The following is a 17,542-nucleotide window of genomic DNA, read 5'->3' as shown; positions in this document are numbered from 1 at the left end:
GCGAGGAAGGGGATACAGCACAATTGACGCCCGTCTACCGCTATGTTTGAGAACATATGACGGGCCGGAGGTGAATTGAGAAAGCGACTTATGGTGGCCGTGGTGGTCGCGCTTTTAGCAAGTGTGTTCACCCCATCCACCACAGCTAGCGCTGATCTACCTCTCGACTACGACATTCCAAACGGTCATTTCTACACGCAGACGAATGGCTCTCCCCAAGAGAGCAGCCCGAAGGGGTTTCGCCTAACGGATGATGATGGCATACCCTTCTGGAGTGAGTTCCAAAGGCTGGGCAGCGTCCCAGTCCTTGGTTACCCGATCTCTCGGCGCTTCCTTTGGGATGGCTTTGTCTCCCAGGCGACCCAGAAAGCCATCATGCAATGGTCTGCCAGCGAGCAGCACGTCAAACTGGTCAACATCCTTGATTACCTGAGTCAGGCAGGTAAGGACGATTGGCTGAGCACTGCCAAGCTCGTGCCCAAGCCTATAAGCCATCCCTCCGAGGAAGGCCAGACATGGGAAGAGATAGTCCATTCCCGCTACCAACTGCTGGAGGAGAGCCCGGCGATCAAGTTCGCCTACTTCTCTGTTCCTGATCCGATCGCCCTCTTTGGTCTGCCAACCTCACCACCCCAGGACATGGGTCCAGTGATAGCCGTGCGCTTCCAACGGGCCGTAATTCAGCAATGGAAGGTAGCTGGACCAACGGGTAAGGCCAATGATATAACCGTGGCCAATGCAGGCGATCTCCTCAAGGAAGCAGGCTTAATCCTCCCCAAGGCAGCCCTGATCCCGGAGGGATCTCCCCTGGTAGACACCCACCAAGCTGTCTCCAGTCGCGCCTCACTCTCCACTGTTAAGGGCCTAGCCACCTGGTACGGTGCTAACTTCCACGGCCGCATCATGCGGAACGGTGCCATCTACAATATGTACGACCCAACCACCACGGCCTGTAACGTCTTCCCCCTGGGCTCCCAACTCAAGGTCACCTCCCTGGATACAGGGAAAAGTATCAACGTTCGAGTCACCGATACGGGAGCCTTTCGTCCACCCATCATCGTTGACCTGAGTTGGGCCGCCTTCGCCCAACTGGCCGATCCACGCCTGGGAATCCTGAATGTAATTGTGGAGCTACTGCCTGATTAAGTATAACTGCCCGAGGACCCTCTGAAGATTGGGGGTACCCCAAACCCCAGCAGAGGGGCCTGCGCCTCCGCACACTCCATCCCCTACCATTCAACACCTTGTCGATGCCGAGAGTATTGAATATCTCCCCCCAAATCCGCCTTCGGCGGATTCACGGTAGCCCTGCGGGTTTTTTGTGTCCTTCCTGCGGAAGGAGGGCACATCCCCAGATCCGCCACAGGTCCGCCTTCGGCGGACGCCCCCTTGGAACCCCATGGGTCGCCAGGCTCGCTGCCTTGGTTTCCCCCACACCGGCTGTTATAATGAAACTGGTGAGAGAGGTAAAAATGACCACAGAAGGCAGCCAGGAGGACGCAGCGGTCAACATTCTTGGGCTATCGCTCTTCGAGCTTGGGGAGTTACTCCAATCGTGGGGTGAACCGGACTTCCGGGCCAAACAGATTTACCAGTGGATCTACCAGGAGCTCACCTTCGATTTCCGCCAGATGAGTAACCTGCCCAAGGCACTACGGGAGAAGCTCGCCACAAGAGCCACCATTCAGACCCTCACCCCTATTCAGGAGTGGAAGACCCCCGATGGACTCACAACAAAGACCTTATTCCGCCTGCCAGACAACAATACTGTCGAGGCCGTCTTATTGCTCTATCCAGCTAGGGAAAGAGAGCGCACCCGTCCTGCCATAACCGTCGAGAGCAAGGACGGCATGGCCCGCCGCACCGTGTGTGTCAGCACGCAGGTAGGCTGTGGTATCGGTTGCCCCTTTTGCGCCACCGGCCGTGACGGCCTTATCCGCAACCTGAGGGCGAATGAGATCGTCGGTCAAGTACTGCACTTTGCTCAGCGGCTGGCTGTCACTTATGGTCGGGAATCCAGGGTGACCAACCTTGTCCTGATGGGTCAGGGGGAGCCGCTGGCTAACTTTGAGGCAACCTGGCGAGCGATCGAGACCCTTAATTCTCCTTACGGTTTCAACCTGGGAGCAAGGCACGTCACTATCTCAACAGCCGGCATCCCACCGCGCATCAAAGAGCTAAGTACACGCCCCTTACAAGTAGGATTGGCCGTATCTCTGCACGCCCCAAACGATGCCCTGCGCAACGAGCTCGTCCCTCTAAATAAAAAATACCCGATCGCCACCCTGCTGGAGGCGTGTCGGGAGTACATCTTCCGCACCCATAGGCGCATCACGTTCGAATATGCCCCCATCGCTGGGGTTAACGATGGACCACGTGAGGCCCGCCAATTGGCCGCTTTATTAAGCGGCTTCCTCTGTCACGTCAACCTTATCCCTCTTAATCCTACACCAGGGAGCCGTTATCAACCTTCTCCTCCCCACCGCGTTCTGGCCTTCAAAACCGAACTGGAACGACAGGGCATCGCCACGACTGTCCGTGCAGAGCGGGGGAGCCACATTGAGGCCGCCTGCGGTCAACTGCGAGCCCGGCGGGGATCCTGGGATGGGCAAGCCCGCCCAGTCTCTCCACCTCCTCCAGGATACCGCGCCACTCTCCGGCCTTCAAGGAGAGATGACCGGCAGGGTCATTAGAGCATGAGGGACGATTAGCACTTCAGCCGCAGAACCCACCAGGCGCTGGGCCACCTCGAAGGCCTCTTGCATATCTGCGGCTGGAATCATATGCAGATGACGTACCACGTCCGGACAGGTGGTCCCGGCGAAGATTACGGCGCAATGTTGCAGCACTTTAGCCATCACGAAGGCCCGCTGCTCCCCCGCCTTATAGCCATAGCGATGGGCATTGGCGATGATCGCGCTCAGATCGGGCGTACCCTTCATCAGCTCATAGAACCGTCGCTCTCCTATACCATCCCCTACTCCCTCCGGACAGGGCGCCGGGACGATAATTACCCCTCCCTTCCGTACGACAGGCTGGGGAGCGAAGATGAGGTAGCTAGGGGCACGGCTGGCCTGGTAGAGGTTGCTATCTTTGGGATAACCCACACCGGCCACGACGATATCGAAGCTCTTCAGAATGGGGACTGTATAGAGGTCCTTAGCCACCTCAACCAAGCAAGCGAAAACATCCTCTGGCTTGCCCGCCTTGACCGCCACAACCTCCTTTGCCTCATTCACCACCACGTTGATGATGAAACGCAGGCTGGCAGCCTGAGCGATCTTCGTGACCGCCTCATGGAAAGGGTTACCCTCGATCACCCCCAGACGTGTCCCGGGGTGCTCGAGCATGTGCACGCTATGGAGGTGTTCAATGGTGCGTTCAGCGGCTGTGCCGATGCCTACCGTCTTACGCCCACCGCTGTAGCCGGCGTAGAGATGCGGTTCAACGATGCCTGTGGCGATCACTAGATCCGCCTGCAAGACGTGTGAATTTAACACAATAGGCACGCCCGACCTGGTGTGGCCAAGATCCACCCACTGCTCTGGATCAGATTGGTCGGGATCGATCAGGCGCAGACAACAGGACAGATCCTCGCCCAGCTTCTGGCGCCGCTCCTCAGGGGTAGTCGGTCGGTGCATGCCCAGGCCGAAGACCACCGTGATATCGCTGTCTCGCACTCCGGCCTGGTACAGCTCAGTCAAGAGGGCTGGAACCAGATGGACGTCAGGACAGTCTCGGGTAGCGTCAGTGATAACCAAGCAGACACGATCACCCCGCTTAGCCAGGTCGCGCAGACGGGGTGAGTTCAGCGGATTCTCTAAAGCCTCCCGAATGGCCGCATCCAGATCGTACACGGGGGGAAGCGACCGTGACTTAAGCAGGGTGCCGCGCATGCCAGAGGGTAGATCGAACTCTAGAACACCTTTGCCATAGGGCACGGCATAGGTCTCGCCCATTCTCTTCTCCTTATAAAGGGGGAGCCCCCGGGGGCTCCCCCTTCCTTGTTATTGCTCAGAATCTACGCCGAGAGCGTTGAATATCTCCCCTAAATCCGCCTTCGGCAGATTCAAGGTATCCCTGCGGGCTTTTTTGTGAGGGTGCCCTCACCCCCTGACCCCCTCTCCCACAAAGTGGGAGAGGGGGGAAAGAGGCTAGGGCAGAGCCCTAGAACCTTCCCAGAAGGGGTGCTCCCCTTCTGGACTACCCCATCCAGCAGGGGAAGGGGACCTGACCTTTGACCGCATGCCGATACAATCTTAGTGGGGCACATTTGAGAGACCCCTGCCAAAGGGGCTGCGCCCCCTTGAAACCCCCTTGGTCGCCGGTCTCTACGTCTAGTCTTGACGTCGGCCCATGCCCACGGCCAGCAGCACCCAGTAGAGCAGCTGTCCGATGGCCTGGAGCAGGGCGGCCACGTAAGTGAGCGCCGCCGCATTCAGCACGGCTTGAGTGCCCTGCAACTCGGCTGTACTCACCATGCCATTCGTCCGCAGCAGCTGGAGAGCACGCCCACTGGCGTTGTACTCCACGGGTAGAGTGATCAGGGCAAAGACCACCGCACCTGAGAAGAGGGCGATCCCCAGCCAGATCAGTCCACTCGCCTGGGCAATGAACCCTAAGATGACGAAGATGTATCCCAACCACGACCCAATGTTAGCTACCGGCACCAAGCCGGACCGTACACGGAGCGGTACATAGCCCACTTTGTCCTGCAGGGCATGCCCAACCTCGTGGGCCGTGATTCCCAGCGCAGCCACCGACGCACTCCGGTACACAGATGGCGACAACCGCAAGACTTTAGCCCGCGGATCGTAATGATCACTCAGTTCGCCTGGGGTGACCTCGATCGGTACATAAGTGAGACCGGCCGCATCGAGAAGCCGGCGGGCCGCCTGGGCACCGCTCATCCCCTGCATATTCGGCACCTGCGAATACTTGCTATAGGCACCACGCACTTTGAACTGGGCGTATAGCATCAGTAACAAGGCGGGCAGGGAAACGATTATCCACAGAGGATCAATGAAGTAATAGGGCCAAAACATATCTCTTACCTCCTATGTCCCTGGAGAGCGTTCAGAAACGCTTCTCCACCTCTAATCTTCCCCTTTCGTAGAGGAGTTTTATATTATTTTAGCATAAAATAGAGTCCATGGTTCAAAAAGAGCGATTTCAGCTAACGTTGAGTGATGAACGACATCCGCCACAGGCGGATATGGCTTTAGCCCTAAATGTAAACCATCTGTTATCTGAAGCAGCAGCGCCTTAATCAGGTTCATCTACGTCAATTAAAATCACCTTGATCGGGACGGCAGGAAAATGTCGTTTTAGTCGCTCAATGTCATATACTAATTGTTCTCCATAGGATACGCCAGTAGACATTTGCTTGTGCAGCGCGTGGCAGGGCACGATTTCGACGCCTACGTCGGCCTTGTTCTCGTTGAAGAAGTACTGGAACTTAGCCATATCGTAGAACATAAAGGCATACTTGCCGAACTGCACCTCAACCAGCACCTTGCCTTTCACAAAGTCAATCTGCTTGAACGCACCTGGGATAGTCGCATCGCTGTTAGGTATGGTGATCGTGTAGGTATCGCGCAACTCGGTATACCCCTTAGCTGTGAATGCCTCGCGAAATTGCTGGTTCATCTCTTTGGGCGAGAACAGCTCTCTTCCTCGCATCGTTTTCTCTTTGCTGACCTTGGTTCTTTTCGCTGCTACGCCTGCGATGATTTTGCAAATCTCACGTTCACACTCTGGATAGCGCACTTGCAAGATTTCTGCACCACCCAGGTGTGAATACTCGTACACGATTTTCATTCTTCCTGCTCCTCGGCGGTGTACGGTGTATGCTGCTCGAATAACTGGGGCTGAAGTGGGGCGAGCCCCAGATGTACAAACTTCGGTGGGATGCTTGCCTCAGGCATGTCAGGGTCGTAAACCGACCTTTCCATCGGCCGGATGCGCAACACCCCCTTCTCTGCTAGCTGAATACGCTCTCTCGCAATTTGCACATATTCAGGCATAATTTCGGCACCGATGGCTTTTCGGTTGTGCATCAAGGCTGCAACCGCTGACGTGCCCACGCCCATAAATGGGTCTAACACCCAATCGCCCTCATCGGTCATTGAGAGTACCAGACGCTCAATCAATTCGACTGGGAACTGGCACGGGTGGATGGTCTTTTCCACGTGGTTCGCTTTCACATTGGGTATTTCCCAAACATCGCTGGGATTCTTGCCCAAAGGGTTGCCACTAATCTCTCCCCTTTTCGGCCCCTTGAAGTACTTTTTCTTAGGATACTTCTGGGGCACACGGACAGCATCCAGATCGAAGGTGTATTCGTTGCCTTTGGTAAACCATAGAATGACTTCGTACCGACCGGAAAACCGTTTAGAGGCGTGTAGGCCATGCCCAAAATGCCACACAATGCGATTGCGCAAATGTAACCCCAACGAGGCGAAGATCGGATATATAACGATATCAAGAGGAATGATCTCGCTGTTATCAACATAGTTGCCGACTTGCCAGCAAATGCTTCCTCGATCCTCTAACACTCGCACGCACTCTTCGATAACCCTGCGCTGTTGGGCAAGGTATTCATCCAGGCTCAGACGACTTTCGTAAGGCTTGCCCAGATTGTACGGTGGGGAGGTAACAACCAACTTGACGAACCCCGCAGGAATCTGGGGAAGCAAGCCAAGACAATCACCCTCAAACAGGATCAAATCCGCCGTCCGGTCAAATTCTGAAGTGATTCTCACTTTGTCCATAGGATTCTCCTCTGGGTTTCCAAAAGCTTTAAAGATTCCTTCAGCGATCAGGGGTAACCTCGCCAGTTCATCCTTCCCCAAAATCCTTGCTAGGAAATCCATTGAATTTGATTTTAAGGCGGTTTGGATCACAACATTAGTTTAGCATAAAATAGAGTCCATGGTTCAAAAAGAGCGATTTCAGCTAACATATCAAGCTATACGAAGTCGGCAGCCGAAGTAGCAGTCTGATAGGCGCTTGGTTCAGCTCGACTTAGAGACACCCTCGCTGGCCTCCCTCAGGGCGGCGGCCTTGCTCCGTCGGTAGAGACCCAGCCCAATGCCGAGGATTAGAAGGGCCAGACTGACCCATTGGGCCAGCCGGAGAGAATCGAAGACCTGGGCTGGATCGCCCCTCACAAACTCGAGGGTGAAACGGACGCTGGAGTAAAGGATGAGATAAGAGACGAAGAGGAAACCATCCCACGGTTTGTTTTTGCGCAGGCCCCAGAGAATGGCGAAGATGCCGAAATTGGCCGCCGACTCATACAGTTGTGTCGGTTGCAGCCTCTCCCCCGCATTCCATGGGAAGGTGACACCCCAGGGCAAGGTAGTAGCGACGCCATAACAACAGCCATTTAAGAAACAACCTATACGGCCGATGGCTTGTCCAAGGATGAGCCCCGGGGCAGCAAAATCGGCCACCGGCCAAAAAGGCAGGCGATGTGTATGAACGTAGATGATGGCCGCCAGCAGACCACCCAGGAGGGCTCCATGGAAGACCAATCCCCCTTCCCAGGTGCGAATGATCCCCCACCAGTCATGTTCGAATTCTGGCCAGTTGATGGCTACATAGTATAAACGCGTGCCGACCACCGCCGCCACCACCACCCAGATGGCCAGGTCGATGAACTGCTCGGCGGTGAAACCGAGACGCCTGGCCTCTTTATATGCTACCAGGAGACCGACGATTAAGCCGATCTCAATCATCAGGGTATAGGAACGAATGGTTAAGCCCCCAAGATGAAGAAGCTCTGGATACATCTCTCTCCTATCGCCTTTTAGAAAAGCTCCATCCGTCTGAACGCTTCGGCCAAAGGCATACCCTTCTCCTCACCCATAAGCGCGGACCAGCGCTGCACTCGCTCCTCTAATCCCTCGATATGGGAGAGCTGGCTCTGGTGCTTGCTCAAGGCGGCGATCTTCTTCTCAATGGTAGTAGTGATATCCACCCATAAATTGGGCTCCTGAGGGCGGAAGAGATAAATCTCCTTGGTCCGATGCACACCCAAACCGTCCACCAGCTGCTCCAGATGAAAGAGTCGATCGCGGGCTGAGGCAACGGCATCAACGGCTACAAAGCCGACAGCGCGGTGGTCTGGATGGAGCTGATAGTGCAACCACGGATCGTGGGTCATCACAGCCTCCGGGCGATGCTGGCGAATCAGCCGCACTAATTCTGCCCGTAAGGACAGGTTCACCTCTATCTCCGCGTCCTTATGCCGCAAGAAAGTGCAGCCCTTCACCCCCAACACTGCCGCTGCCGCCTCTTGCTCCTGTTCACGCAGGAGGGCCAGCTCTGCCGCGTTTATATCACCGTTGTTGATCCCCTTATCCCCACTACTGCACAGAATATAATGAACCTCGCTCCCCTCGTTTATCCACTTGGCCAGCGTCCCAGCACAGCCAAACTCGGCATCGTCAGGGTGAGCGACGATTACTAAAACCTTCTTGGGTATATCCATCTGCCACCACTCCTAACACTGACAACAGAAGCCCCCATACCTCTGTTTCTCGGCATCATCTGTACATAGAGCCAAATCTTTGGGGGCCCCCATGATCAATTCATTATAGACCTGCATGATCTGGTCAGCTACTGCCGACCAGGTGAGGTGTTCAACGGAAGGACGCGCCGCTTGAGCTAACCTTCCCCACCGAACGGGGCCGTCGAGAAGAGAGCGCACCGCCTCCGCAAAGCCTGAAGGAGAACGCTGCGTAACCAGCAGCCCGTTCTCATTATGGTGGATAATATTCGGTAGAGCGCCAACCCTGGAGGCGATCACTGGCGTGCCGCAAGCCAGCGCCTCCAGAGCGACCAGACAAAAGCTTTCATAATGGGAGGGGACCACACAAACCTCAGCCGCACTATAATAGAGGGGTAGCCTCTCCTGCTCGATCGGACCCAAAAAGGATACCTTTTCCCCCAGCCCAAGCCTGGCGACCAGGGAACGCAAACGGCCTATCTGGGGATCGTTCTGCTGGCCATCACCTCCGATGATGAGCAGGCGTAACCCCCTCATCCCGGCCAGGTGAGACATCGCCCGAATCAAAATATCTGCTCCCTTCAACGGCTCGACGCGTCCAACGAAAAGTACCAGACGCTGGTCAGCAAGCCCCAATTGCTTCCTGGCCACTGCTTTCTCCGATGGCTGGAAGGTCCGTAAATCAACCCCACAGGGAACGACCCTGATGCGCTCTGGCTCCACACCGTAAAGGTCGATCATCGCTGCTTTTTCCTGTGTGGTGGCGGCGATGATCCTATCGGCCGAAGCGATAATCTTTTGCTCGATGCTAATGCGCTGGGCACTCTCGTTCTCCGCCGGTCGAGCGCGATTCTTGAGCTGGCCCAGGGTATGAAACATCGTCACGTGAGGCAGGTACCAGCGCTCCTGCAGGAAGCGGGCTACCCAACCACTGAGCCAGTAGTGGCTGTGGAGCAGATCATAGTGGATGTTCTGCTCCTCCTTGAACCGCCTCATGTTACAGATAAACTCGGGAAGATGCCGCAATACCTCGTTCTTGGGCAACGGCCCCACCTCTCCAGCTTTAAGGTGGATCACACGCCCCTGTGGCCCTAACCCGACGAGGCTGGGCACGGAGGGATTGGTCCAGCGCGTGAAGATATCTACTGCTATACCTCTCCTACCCAATTCCCGACTCAATTCCTGTATATAGACGTTCATCCCACCAGTTTCCTGACCACCCAGCCGGGCCAGGGGACATGAGTGGACGCTGATCATAGCTACCCTATACATCCGTTCTAGCCCCTAGGTGCGAATCGCCTTCACCTCTCCAGACGAGCAGCCTGTAGAGTGGCTTATCCACGGCCCCCAGGTCGTATTTATACGGTTCGGCTCCCCTCAGAAAGTCGAAGCCCTTCTTACCCGCGGCGATAGCCGCCTGGACACAGAAGACTTTGAGGAGCAAGCCGACACTCAGGGAGGCGTGGTTCCGATCGAAACCGCTGTTGTAGAGCCAGATTTCCTCGCCCTGCTCCAGACAGATGCAGGAGGCGACACGCCCACCGCCAATCTCGAGAAAGTAGAGCTTAAGCAGACGCTGGGGTAGGAAGTAGTCCGCGATCCTGCGGAAGAAAGCCTCCATCTGGGCATCCATAAAGGACTCCTTCTCCGGACGACTAAGGCGATGCAGTTGGATGAAATCATCCATATCCGCCTCCAGTCGGCCGTTCTCCTGAACGGCATACCAGCGCACCGCACCACTACGTTCCAAGCGGCGCATCTTGCGCCGTAGCTCGTGGCGATCCTTCTTGCTGAGGGAAGCAAGAAATTCCTCCCAGCTGGGAGGGAGCACGAGATGCGGACAGACATCTACCGTTTGCTGTTCGACCTTCAGCCCCTTTCTCCTGGCCAAAGTGGGGAGATAAGCGAGAGTGGCCGAAGAGGCCCTCAGACAATGCAGGTTCACCTGTTGCCAGTCGGTCTGTAACAAGTAATCAAGCGCTGCCCCCCACACCTCACCCTCACGGCCGGGACAGGCTACGATATCAAGATAATCGCAAACCTCGGTACCACCGATGAAGTAGAGTGATCCCGCATGTTTCATTAGCGGCACGATGCCGATGAGTTCCTTTCCCTCCCGAACAGTCAGCAGGAAGGGTTCAGCTCCTCCACCGAGACACTCCCACCAGATGCTTTGCCAGCCCCAGGTGGAGAAAATGGTCCCACATCGGCTTCGTCGCATAAGCTCATCCCATTCACTTTTCAGAGCCGCAAAATCCTCAGTTACGGTTACGATAGAGGACATTTGTACTCCAATGGGGAAGTAGATAGTGATCTCAGCCAGACAACAACCTACTGTCCAATTAAGGCATATTATATCATAATTCTGAGGCTACGATTTCCAGTTGTAGATTTTTTCAGGTGAGCCGAAAAAATAACCAACTTTTGAATGCTACCCCTTGGGTTCTGTTGCTCTTGATTTTTTCCTTAATTTGTGCTATATTAAGGGATGAAACTTGTTGGGATAACCCAACAAGTATATCACAGGGATGAGAACAGGCTTATGGGTGAGGTCAACCGATTCAGCTTCGAGCCTATGTACTACCAGATCAGCGAGAAAATCCGGGAGCTCATCGATAGCACTCAGCTATCCCCCCACTCCAAGATCTGGTCAGAGAAAGAGCTGATGGGCCGGTTCAGGGTAGGCAGAAACACTGCCCGCCAGGCCATCGATCACCTGACCAAACAGGGACTGGTGTATACCATGCAGGGGAAAGGCACTTTTGTGGCGCCGAAGAAGATGCGCCAGGGGCTGATCCGTCTCACCAGCTTTAGCGAAGATATGCTGGAGCGGGGTCTCAAACCCGGAGCTAAGATCTTGGAATTGGCTGTAGTGGACCCACCCCCTAAGGTGGCCGGCGGTCTAGGCCTCCGATCCGACCAGCAAGCCATTAAGATAGAGCGCCTCCGCTTCGCCGATAGCGAACCCATGGCTCTGAGCCTTTCCTATGTCCCCTACCACCTTTGTCCCCAGTTGCTGGAAGAGGATCTGGCCAATTCCTCCTTATACCGCATCATCGAGGACAAGTACGGCCTGCATCTATGGCGGGCCGAGCAGGTTCTGAAACCTACCATTGCCTCAGAGCATGAGGCGGGTCTCTTGCAGGTTGCTGTGGGTACGCCCATACTGCTCGTGGAAGGCATCACTTTCTTGGACAACGATGTACCCATCGAATATATGAAGCTCGTTTATCGAGGAGACAGGTATGAATTTATCATCAGCCCCACCCGTTTTCCCTGAACCTGGGGTTAACTTGTAGATATTAAGCGAGCTGGTCTACTTTACAGGCAAGGAGTTCGATGAGCATTCTGGTCAGCGGTGATGCGAACCTGGACCTCCTAGCTAAAGTGGAGCGCTTGCCTCAGGCCGGGGAGGAGGTGGAAGCCTTAAGCCTGGAGAAGGCGGTGGGCGGGGTCGGCGCTAACGTGGCTGTCACGGTGGCTAGGCTTGGTGGCCTATGTGGATACCTCGCCTGTCTGGGAAACGATGAGGCTGGGGCCTTCGTCCTGCGTGAGTTACGGGCCCAGGGGGTAGGGGTAGGGTGGGTGCGTAGCGATCCCTTTCATCCCACGGGAATGGTTTTCGTGGCAGTGGATGATCGTGGTGAGAAAATGATGTTCGCCCATCGGGGAGCTAATCTGCTAGTGGACGTGTCCTGGCTGGGGCGCATAGATCTCTCAGCCTTGGCCATCGTTCATCTCAGCGCTCCAGCCCCAGGGTTTGGGTGTGAGATCGCTCGCCTAGCCAGGGATAAAGGGGTGAGGGTGAGCCTGGACCCGGGCAGCATTCTGAGCCAGCGCGGACTAGCTGCGGTGGAGAATATCCTGCCTTGGGCCGATCTGCTCCTGCTGAATGAAAGGGAATGTTACCGCCTGTCTGGGAAAGAGATCTTATCTGAGGCCTGTCAGTACTTGGCTAGTTTGGGTGTGGGCATCATAGCTATCAAACGAGGCGAGAAAGGCGCAGCTCTTTACACGAAAGGTCGGTTAACCTACTATGCTGGCTTTGCTGTGGAGGTTGTGGACACTACCGGTGCTGGAGACTGCTTCGATGGAGCCTTTCTTTATGGTTGGGAGCGGGGCTGGGATCTGGAGACCTGCGCCCTTTGGGCCAACGCCGCTGGTGCTCTGGCCACTACTAAGCCTGGGCCCCAGGCTGGTATTCCAACTTACCGAGAACTTAAACTTTTCTTAGAGGAAGGGGGCGAAGAGTTATCCTGAGCATCGCAGAGATATTCGGCACAGCCAAACCCATCATCGGCATGGTTCATCTTGAAGCACTGCCTGGCGCGCCCCGCTACAGCGGGGCCCCACTGGAGGAGCTACTCCGGCGTGCAGTAGCCGACGCTCAAGCCCTAGAGAGGGGTGGGGTGGATGCCCTCCTGGTGGAGAACTACAACGATTACCCCTATCTGCCTGCAGAGGTGGGCTATACCACAGTGTCCTGGATGAGCATCATCGCCTACGTCGTGCGGCAGGCCACCTCCCTGCCCCTGGGCGTGAACGTGCTCTTCAACGACTTTGCGGCGGAGTTGATCATCGCTGAGGCCGTGGGCGCCCGTTTCATCCGGGCCGAAGTCTTTGTGGAGTCGGTGGTCTCGGACAGCGGGGTTATGCAAGCAGCGGCCCCCTATTTGCAGAGGCTTCGTCAGTCCAGAGACCTGGGCCGTATCGCCATCTTGGCTGACATCCAGGGCAAGAATACTTATGGATTGGTAGGGCGAGACATCGCTGACCTGGCGGAGGACGCCTTCCACAGAGGACTGGCGGATGCAGTCATCGTCACTGGGGCGGGCACCGGCAAGTCCACATCCTTAGATACGGTGGCCGCAGTGAAAAAGGCATTATCTGGCCCTGTTTTAGTGGGCAGCGGGGTGAATCTGGATACACTGGCGGCCACATTGGCCGTGGCCGATGGCGCCATCATCGGCAGTCATTTTAAGGAGGATGGAAGGACAGAAAACAGGATAGACGAGGTAAGGGTGCGAGCATTCATGTCCCAAGCAAGGCTCCTACGACAGGTGGGGGTCGCCCTATGAAAGTAGGACTGGTAGGACATGGCGGCAGGGAACATGCCATCGCCCGGGCCATTGCCCGCAGCGCTAACTCAGTGCAATTGTACTCCTATTTAGGGGCTGCGAACCCGGGCATCGCCCGCCTCTCCCGAGGATACGAGCTGGGCAGCCTGCAGGATACCAGAAGCCTAGCTGATTACTTCGCTCGCATCAAGCCCGATCTGGTAATCATAGGGTCGGAGGAGCCGCTGGTGCACAGCGCCGTGGACCTGTTGGCTGGGAAGGGGCTGGCTGTAGTCGGCCCTTACGCCGACCAGGCGCGGCTAGAGGCGGATAAGGGCTTCATGCGCCAATTGATGCGCGAATTTATCGGCTATGGCTACCCGGACCACAGAGAGACTCGTTCCCGGGAGGAAGTGCAGGGCTACCTGGCCAAGACGCCGGAGGTGGCCGTAAAGCCCGTGGGCTTGTCTTCGGGGAAGGGTGTAAGGGTCACAGGCAAACAACTGAGAGGGATGAGGGAGACCGTGGCCTATGCTGCTGACCTCATTGCTCAGGATGGTCGGGTGCTTCTGGAAGAGAAACTGGAGGGTGAGGAGTTCTCCCTGATGGTCTTCTCTGATGGGGAAAGGATCGTCTCTATGCCGTTGATCCAAGATTACAAGCTCGCCCGGGAGGGAGACCTGGGGGATATGACCGGGGGCATGGGCTCTTATTCCTGCCCAAATCATCTCCTACCCTTCGTCTCCCAGGAGGAAGCGGAGGTCGCCCAAGGATTGGTGGCTAAGGTCATTCAGTCCATCCAAGACATGACTCAGAAGCCCTACCGGGGGGTACTCTATGGCCAGTTTATGCTCACCAGCCAGGGGCCGCTGGTCGTGGAGTTCAACGTCCGCTTTGGCGATCCGGAGGCTATCAACGCCCTAGCGCTTTTGGTCGATGACTTCGTGGATGGATGCGCTGGCATCGCCTGTGGCCAGATGCCCCAGATCAGATTCCAGCCCCTGGCCACAGTGTGCAAATATCTAGTTCCCCCTGGCTACCCTGAGGTGCCCAAGGCGAACCAAGAGTTTCAGGTGGTGGAAAAGGCGATACTGGAAGCTGGGGCGGAGCTTTATTTCGGGGCTGTGGAGGAGAGGGATGGACGATTCTTCACCACCGGCTCCCGAGCCCTGGCTGTGGCCGCCCAGGCCGCTACCGTAACTGAGGCGGAGGAGAAGGTAGAGAGGGCCATCGCTTTGGGGAAACTGGGTGCCCTGTACCATCGTTCGGACGTAGGCAAGCCAGAACATCTGGAAGAGAAGGTAAGGAAAATGAACGTCCTACGCAAAGCGGCTGAGGGTGCTCTCCCATGAGCCTGGACCTTAGACTGCTAGAGGAGCTGACCGCCCTGCCCGGCATTTCCGGCTTTGAGGATAGAGTTGGGGCTTATATCATAGGTCGCCTGAGGGGTTACGGTCTGGAGGCCAAGGCCGATAGTATCGGCAACGTCGTGGCTCACCTCCCGGGGCCCAAGCCCCGCCTGATGCTCTTCGCCCATATGGATGAGGTGGGCTTTGTGGTCAGAAGAATCGAAGACGATGGCTTCGTTCGGATCGAACGAGTAGGGGGCATCGCTGAACAGTCCTTGCCCGGCCAACGCCTGGATCTTTGGACCCAAAAGGGCCATCTAGAGGCAGTGGCTGGCAGCAAGCCCCAGCACCTGGGGCTTGGCTCAGAAGCTACCACCCTGGATAAGGTTTTCCTGGATGTGGGGGCCAGGAGTGGGGAGCAGGCTCGGCTATTGGGGGTCAGAGTGGGCGACTGTATCACCTATAGGGCTTGCTTCTCCATCCTCAGCAGTGATACACTCTCTGCCAAGTCCCTGGATGACCGGGCGGGCTGTGCTTTGTTGTTAGAACTAGCCCAGGAAGCTCGAGATAAGCGGGCCTGCGACCTCTACCTAGCCTTCACTGTCCAAGAGGAGGCTGTTCTGCGGGGAGCTGCCCCTGTTGCCTATGCCATCGAGCCGGACATGGCCATCGGTGTCGACGCCACAGTGGCTCTGGATACGCCCGACACCAAGGGTCAGGGGGAGATGTCCTTGGGGCAGGGCCCGGCCATCAAGGTGATGGATCATCTGCGGGGAACCCTGACCGGCTTCATCTCCCACCAGGGACTGAGGCGGCTGGTAGAGGATGTCGCCCGGGAGTGTGGCATCCCCCTGCAAAGAGAGGTGATTATGGGCCTCACCACGGCCGCCTCTCCGCTACCATTTCTACATAGGGGGATACCTTCCACGGTGCTCTCTTTTCCATGCCGTTATACCCACTCAGCGGTAGAGGCGGTGGACCGCAGGGACTTGGAGCAGCTCAAACGGTTGCTCATCTACCTGGTCGGCGAACCCATACCTTGGGAACGCTACCTGGCGATATAGAAAGGCCTGCTATTGGTGCTGTCGTACTCAACTCCGGGGCTCCGGCAGAGGAGCCTCAAGGCGGAGCTGGTGTTTAGCGCGGAGCGAGTCCATCTCTGAGAGATGGTGGCAGCGGCGCTCGAATGAGGGGAGGTGATAGATAGAGTAGTTTGATCCACTGCAAACAGTGCAGTAGGTTGGGTAGGGCTGGTCAGGAGCGCATCCGTATGATATCCTGTCGGCATGCCGGACAGTTCCTCACCCGTCACCCTAGCAGGGATATCATGAAAAACAGAACCTGGCGGCAGACAGGTGTCTATGGATGGCTAAGGGAGTTTTGGGCGAAATTGGTTCATGATTCTCGCGGAGGAAAGAAGCCAATAATATCCTAAAGGAGGTTGTAACATGAAACGGTATCTGTATGTGCTCTTTACAGTAGCTATGGTGGCTGGCATGCTATTGACAGCCTGTGGCCCCGCCGCTACACCGGCGCCCACCAAAGCTGCTGAGACCCCTAAAGCGTCGGAGGCAGCGAAACCCCGCGTGCTGGTGGTGATCAACGGTGTCTTGGGTGATAAATCCTTCTTTGACTCAGCGGCCCGCGGTATCGAGGAAGCCAAGAAGGACTTCGGCATCGAGGCTAAGATCATCGAGGCCGGTACCGATCCATCCAAGTGGGAGCCTGCCCTTATAGACGCCGCTGACTCCAAATATGATATCATCATCTGTGGCACCTGGCAGATGAAGGAGTACTTGGAGAACGTGGCCCCTAAGCACCCCGACAAGAAGTTCATGATCTTCGACGTCTCGGTGGATTACTCCAAAGGCTTGAAGAACGTATACTCCATCACCTACAAGCAGAATGAGGGCTCATACCTGGCGGGTCTCTATGCCGGGCTGGTGACTAAGTCGAAGATGGAGATGGCCAATCCTCAGAAGGTCATTGGTGTCATTGGTGGCCAGGACATCCCGGTGATCAATGACTTCATCGTTGGCTACAAACAGGGTGCCAAGGATGCCGATCCGGAGACCCAGGTGATCGTCCAGTATGCTGGAGGCTGGAACGACCCGGCCAAAGGTAAGGAGATCTCACTGGCCATGTATAATCAGGGCGCCGACATCATCTTCAACGTGGCCGGTGGCACCGGGGCGGGCATCTTCGAGGCGGCCAAGGCCCAGAAGCGCTACGCCATCGGCGTGGACTCTGACCAGGCCCTGCTCTTCGAGAGTAGCGATCCAGCTCTCACTAAGAACATCCTCACCTCCATGATGAAGAACGTGGATAATTCACTCTACCGGGCCATCAAGCTGCACCTGGAGGGCAAGCTACCCTATGGCTCAGCAGAGGCTCTGGGCATCAAGGAGGGAGGCGTTGGCCTGGCCAAGAATAAGTACTACGAGCAATACACACCCGATGACATCAAGAAGAAGATCGACGAGGCCGAAAAGAAGATCCTGGACGGGACCATCAAGGTAAACACAGTCATCAAGTAGTTTCGACAAGGGGGAGAGCTCTCCCCCCTCTAGAACAACGCCCTGTGTAAGGGGGACGAGATGTCTACCTTACACAGGGCCAAA

Annotated in this window: 16 protein-coding genes; 8 read left to right on the top strand and 8 right to left on the bottom strand. The window is 56.3% G+C overall.

Going from position 1 to position 17,542, the window contains the following annotated elements:
• The first annotated feature begins 75 nt into the window (after positions 1-75).
• Complete coding sequence (locus M1136_02770; protein MCL5074562.1) at positions 76-1,146, top strand: septal ring lytic transglycosylase RlpA family protein; 1,071 nt, start codon at positions 76-78, stop codon at positions 1,144-1,146.
• Positions 1,147-1,472: 326 nt separating this feature from the next.
• Complete coding sequence (gene rlmN, locus M1136_02765) at positions 1,473-2,693, top strand: 23S rRNA (adenine(2503)-C(2))-methyltransferase RlmN (protein MCL5074561.1); 1,221 nt, start codon at positions 1,473-1,475, stop codon at positions 2,691-2,693.
• Here rlmN and larA read toward each other — a convergent pair.
• From larA to M1136_02725, 8 genes are all read right to left on the bottom strand, one after another.
• Entirely contained in the window at positions 2,664-3,959 is a 1,296-nt protein-coding gene (gene larA, locus M1136_02760; GenBank protein ID MCL5074560.1) for a nickel-dependent lactate racemase, read from the bottom strand. The two genes, rlmN and larA, sit on opposite strands and share 30 nt — an antisense overlap.
• A gap of 378 nt (positions 3,960-4,337) precedes the next feature.
• Complete coding sequence (locus M1136_02755; GenBank protein ID MCL5074559.1) at positions 4,338-5,045, bottom strand: zinc metallopeptidase; 708 nt, start codon at positions 5,043-5,045, stop codon at positions 4,338-4,340.
• Positions 5,046-5,265: 220 nt separating this feature from the next.
• Positions 5,266-5,820: a BstYI gene (locus tag M1136_02750; protein MCL5074558.1), complete on the bottom strand. Its 555-nt coding sequence runs from the start codon at positions 5,818-5,820 to the stop codon at positions 5,266-5,268.
• Positions 5,817-6,773 (bottom strand): site-specific DNA-methyltransferase, encoded by a 957-nt coding sequence (locus M1136_02745; protein ID MCL5074557.1) that lies wholly within the window; start codon positions 6,771-6,773, stop codon positions 5,817-5,819. Before M1136_02745 ends, M1136_02750 begins: the two co-directional genes overlap by 4 nt.
• Positions 6,774-7,016: 243 nt before the next feature.
• Complete coding sequence (lgt, locus tag M1136_02740; GenBank protein ID MCL5074556.1) at positions 7,017-7,796, bottom strand: prolipoprotein diacylglyceryl transferase; 780 nt, start codon at positions 7,794-7,796, stop codon at positions 7,017-7,019.
• A gap of 17 nt (positions 7,797-7,813) precedes the next feature.
• Positions 7,814-8,497: a PIG-L family deacetylase gene (locus tag M1136_02735; protein MCL5074555.1), complete on the bottom strand. Its 684-nt coding sequence runs from the start codon at positions 8,495-8,497 to the stop codon at positions 7,814-7,816.
• 12 nt (positions 8,498-8,509) lie between these two features.
• Positions 8,510-9,787, bottom strand: a complete 1,278-nt coding sequence (locus tag M1136_02730) for a glycosyltransferase (GenBank protein MCL5074554.1) — start codon at positions 9,785-9,787, stop codon at positions 8,510-8,512.
• Complete coding sequence (locus M1136_02725; GenBank protein MCL5074553.1) at positions 9,780-10,799, bottom strand: GNAT family N-acetyltransferase; 1,020 nt, start codon at positions 10,797-10,799, stop codon at positions 9,780-9,782. The genes M1136_02730 and M1136_02725 overlap by 8 nt, the downstream gene beginning before the upstream one ends.
• A gap of 258 nt (positions 10,800-11,057) precedes the next feature.
• Between M1136_02725 and M1136_02720 the strand changes: the two genes are divergently transcribed.
• The 6 genes from M1136_02720 to M1136_02695 all read left to right on the top strand — a co-directional run bounded on the left by M1136_02720 (position 11,058) and on the right by M1136_02695 (position 17,458).
• The gene (locus M1136_02720; GenBank protein ID MCL5074552.1) at positions 11,058-11,795 is read left to right on the top strand and encodes a GntR family transcriptional regulator; all 738 of its coding nucleotides are present in this window, start codon (positions 11,058-11,060) and stop codon (positions 11,793-11,795) included.
• A gap of 59 nt (positions 11,796-11,854) precedes the next feature.
• A complete protein-coding gene (locus tag M1136_02715) occupies positions 11,855-12,775 on the top strand; it encodes a carbohydrate kinase family protein (protein ID MCL5074551.1) in 921 nt (306 codons plus the stop codon).
• Between the two features lie 41 nt (positions 12,776-12,816).
• A complete protein-coding gene (locus M1136_02710) occupies positions 12,817-13,593 on the top strand; it encodes a BtpA/SgcQ family protein (protein MCL5074550.1) in 777 nt (258 codons plus the stop codon).
• Entirely contained in the window at positions 13,590-14,924 is a 1,335-nt protein-coding gene (gene purD, locus M1136_02705; protein MCL5074549.1) for a phosphoribosylamine--glycine ligase, read from the top strand. The genes M1136_02710 and purD overlap by 4 nt, the downstream gene beginning before the upstream one ends.
• Positions 14,921-15,985: a M42 family metallopeptidase gene (locus tag M1136_02700; protein MCL5074548.1), complete on the top strand. Its 1,065-nt coding sequence runs from the start codon at positions 14,921-14,923 to the stop codon at positions 15,983-15,985. The genes purD and M1136_02700 overlap by 4 nt, the downstream gene beginning before the upstream one ends.
• A gap of 384 nt (positions 15,986-16,369) precedes the next feature.
• On the top strand, positions 16,370-17,458 hold the full coding sequence (locus M1136_02695; protein MCL5074547.1) for a BMP family ABC transporter substrate-binding protein: 1,089 nt from the start codon (positions 16,370-16,372) through the stop codon (positions 17,456-17,458).
• Positions 17,459-17,542: the final 84 nt, after the last annotated feature.

This window comes from Chloroflexota bacterium, from assembly GCA_023475225.1.
Lineage (GTDB): Bacteria > Chloroflexota > UBA6077 > FW602-bin22 > JAMCVK01 > JAMCVK01.
Note: the sequence above shows the minus strand (reverse complement) of the source record. Positions and strands in the feature narration are given on the sequence as shown.

What these genes read in the sequence shown, in the direction of transcription:
- rlmN (MCL5074561.1), top strand. Translation starts at nt 1,473, where the DNA reads ATGACCACAGAAGGCAGCCAGGAGGACGCAGCGGTCAACATTCTTGGG.
- larA (MCL5074560.1), bottom strand. Translation starts at nt 3,959, where the DNA reads ATGGGCGAGACCTATGCCGTGCCCTATGGCAAAGGTGTTCTAGAGTTC.
- M1136_02755 (MCL5074559.1), bottom strand. Translation starts at nt 5,045, where the DNA reads ATGTTTTGGCCCTATTACTTCATTGATCCTCTGTGGATAATCGTTTCC.
- M1136_02750 (MCL5074558.1), bottom strand. Translation starts at nt 5,820, where the DNA reads ATGAAAATCGTGTACGAGTATTCACACCTGGGTGGTGCAGAAATCTTG.
- M1136_02745 (MCL5074557.1), bottom strand. Translation starts at nt 6,773, where the DNA reads ATGGACAAAGTGAGAATCACTTCAGAATTTGACCGGACGGCGGATTTG.
- lgt (MCL5074556.1), bottom strand. Translation starts at nt 7,796, where the DNA reads ATGTATCCAGAGCTTCTTCATCTTGGGGGCTTAACCATTCGTTCCTAT.
- M1136_02735 (MCL5074555.1), bottom strand. Translation starts at nt 8,497, where the DNA reads ATGGATATACCCAAGAAGGTTTTAGTAATCGTCGCTCACCCTGACGAT.
- M1136_02730 (MCL5074554.1), bottom strand. Translation starts at nt 9,787, where the DNA reads ATGTATAGGGTAGCTATGATCAGCGTCCACTCATGTCCCCTGGCCCGG.
- M1136_02725 (MCL5074553.1), bottom strand. Translation starts at nt 10,799, where the DNA reads ATGTCCTCTATCGTAACCGTAACTGAGGATTTTGCGGCTCTGAAAAGT.
- M1136_02720 (MCL5074552.1), top strand. Translation starts at nt 11,058, where the DNA reads ATGGGTGAGGTCAACCGATTCAGCTTCGAGCCTATGTACTACCAGATC.
- M1136_02715 (MCL5074551.1), top strand. Translation starts at nt 11,855, where the DNA reads ATGAGCATTCTGGTCAGCGGTGATGCGAACCTGGACCTCCTAGCTAAA.
- M1136_02710 (MCL5074550.1), top strand. Translation starts at nt 12,817, where the DNA reads ATGGTTCATCTTGAAGCACTGCCTGGCGCGCCCCGCTACAGCGGGGCC.
- purD (MCL5074549.1), top strand. Translation starts at nt 13,590, where the DNA reads ATGAAAGTAGGACTGGTAGGACATGGCGGCAGGGAACATGCCATCGCC.
- M1136_02700 (MCL5074548.1), top strand. Translation starts at nt 14,921, where the DNA reads ATGAGCCTGGACCTTAGACTGCTAGAGGAGCTGACCGCCCTGCCCGGC.
- M1136_02695 (MCL5074547.1), top strand. Translation starts at nt 16,370, where the DNA reads ATGAAACGGTATCTGTATGTGCTCTTTACAGTAGCTATGGTGGCTGGC.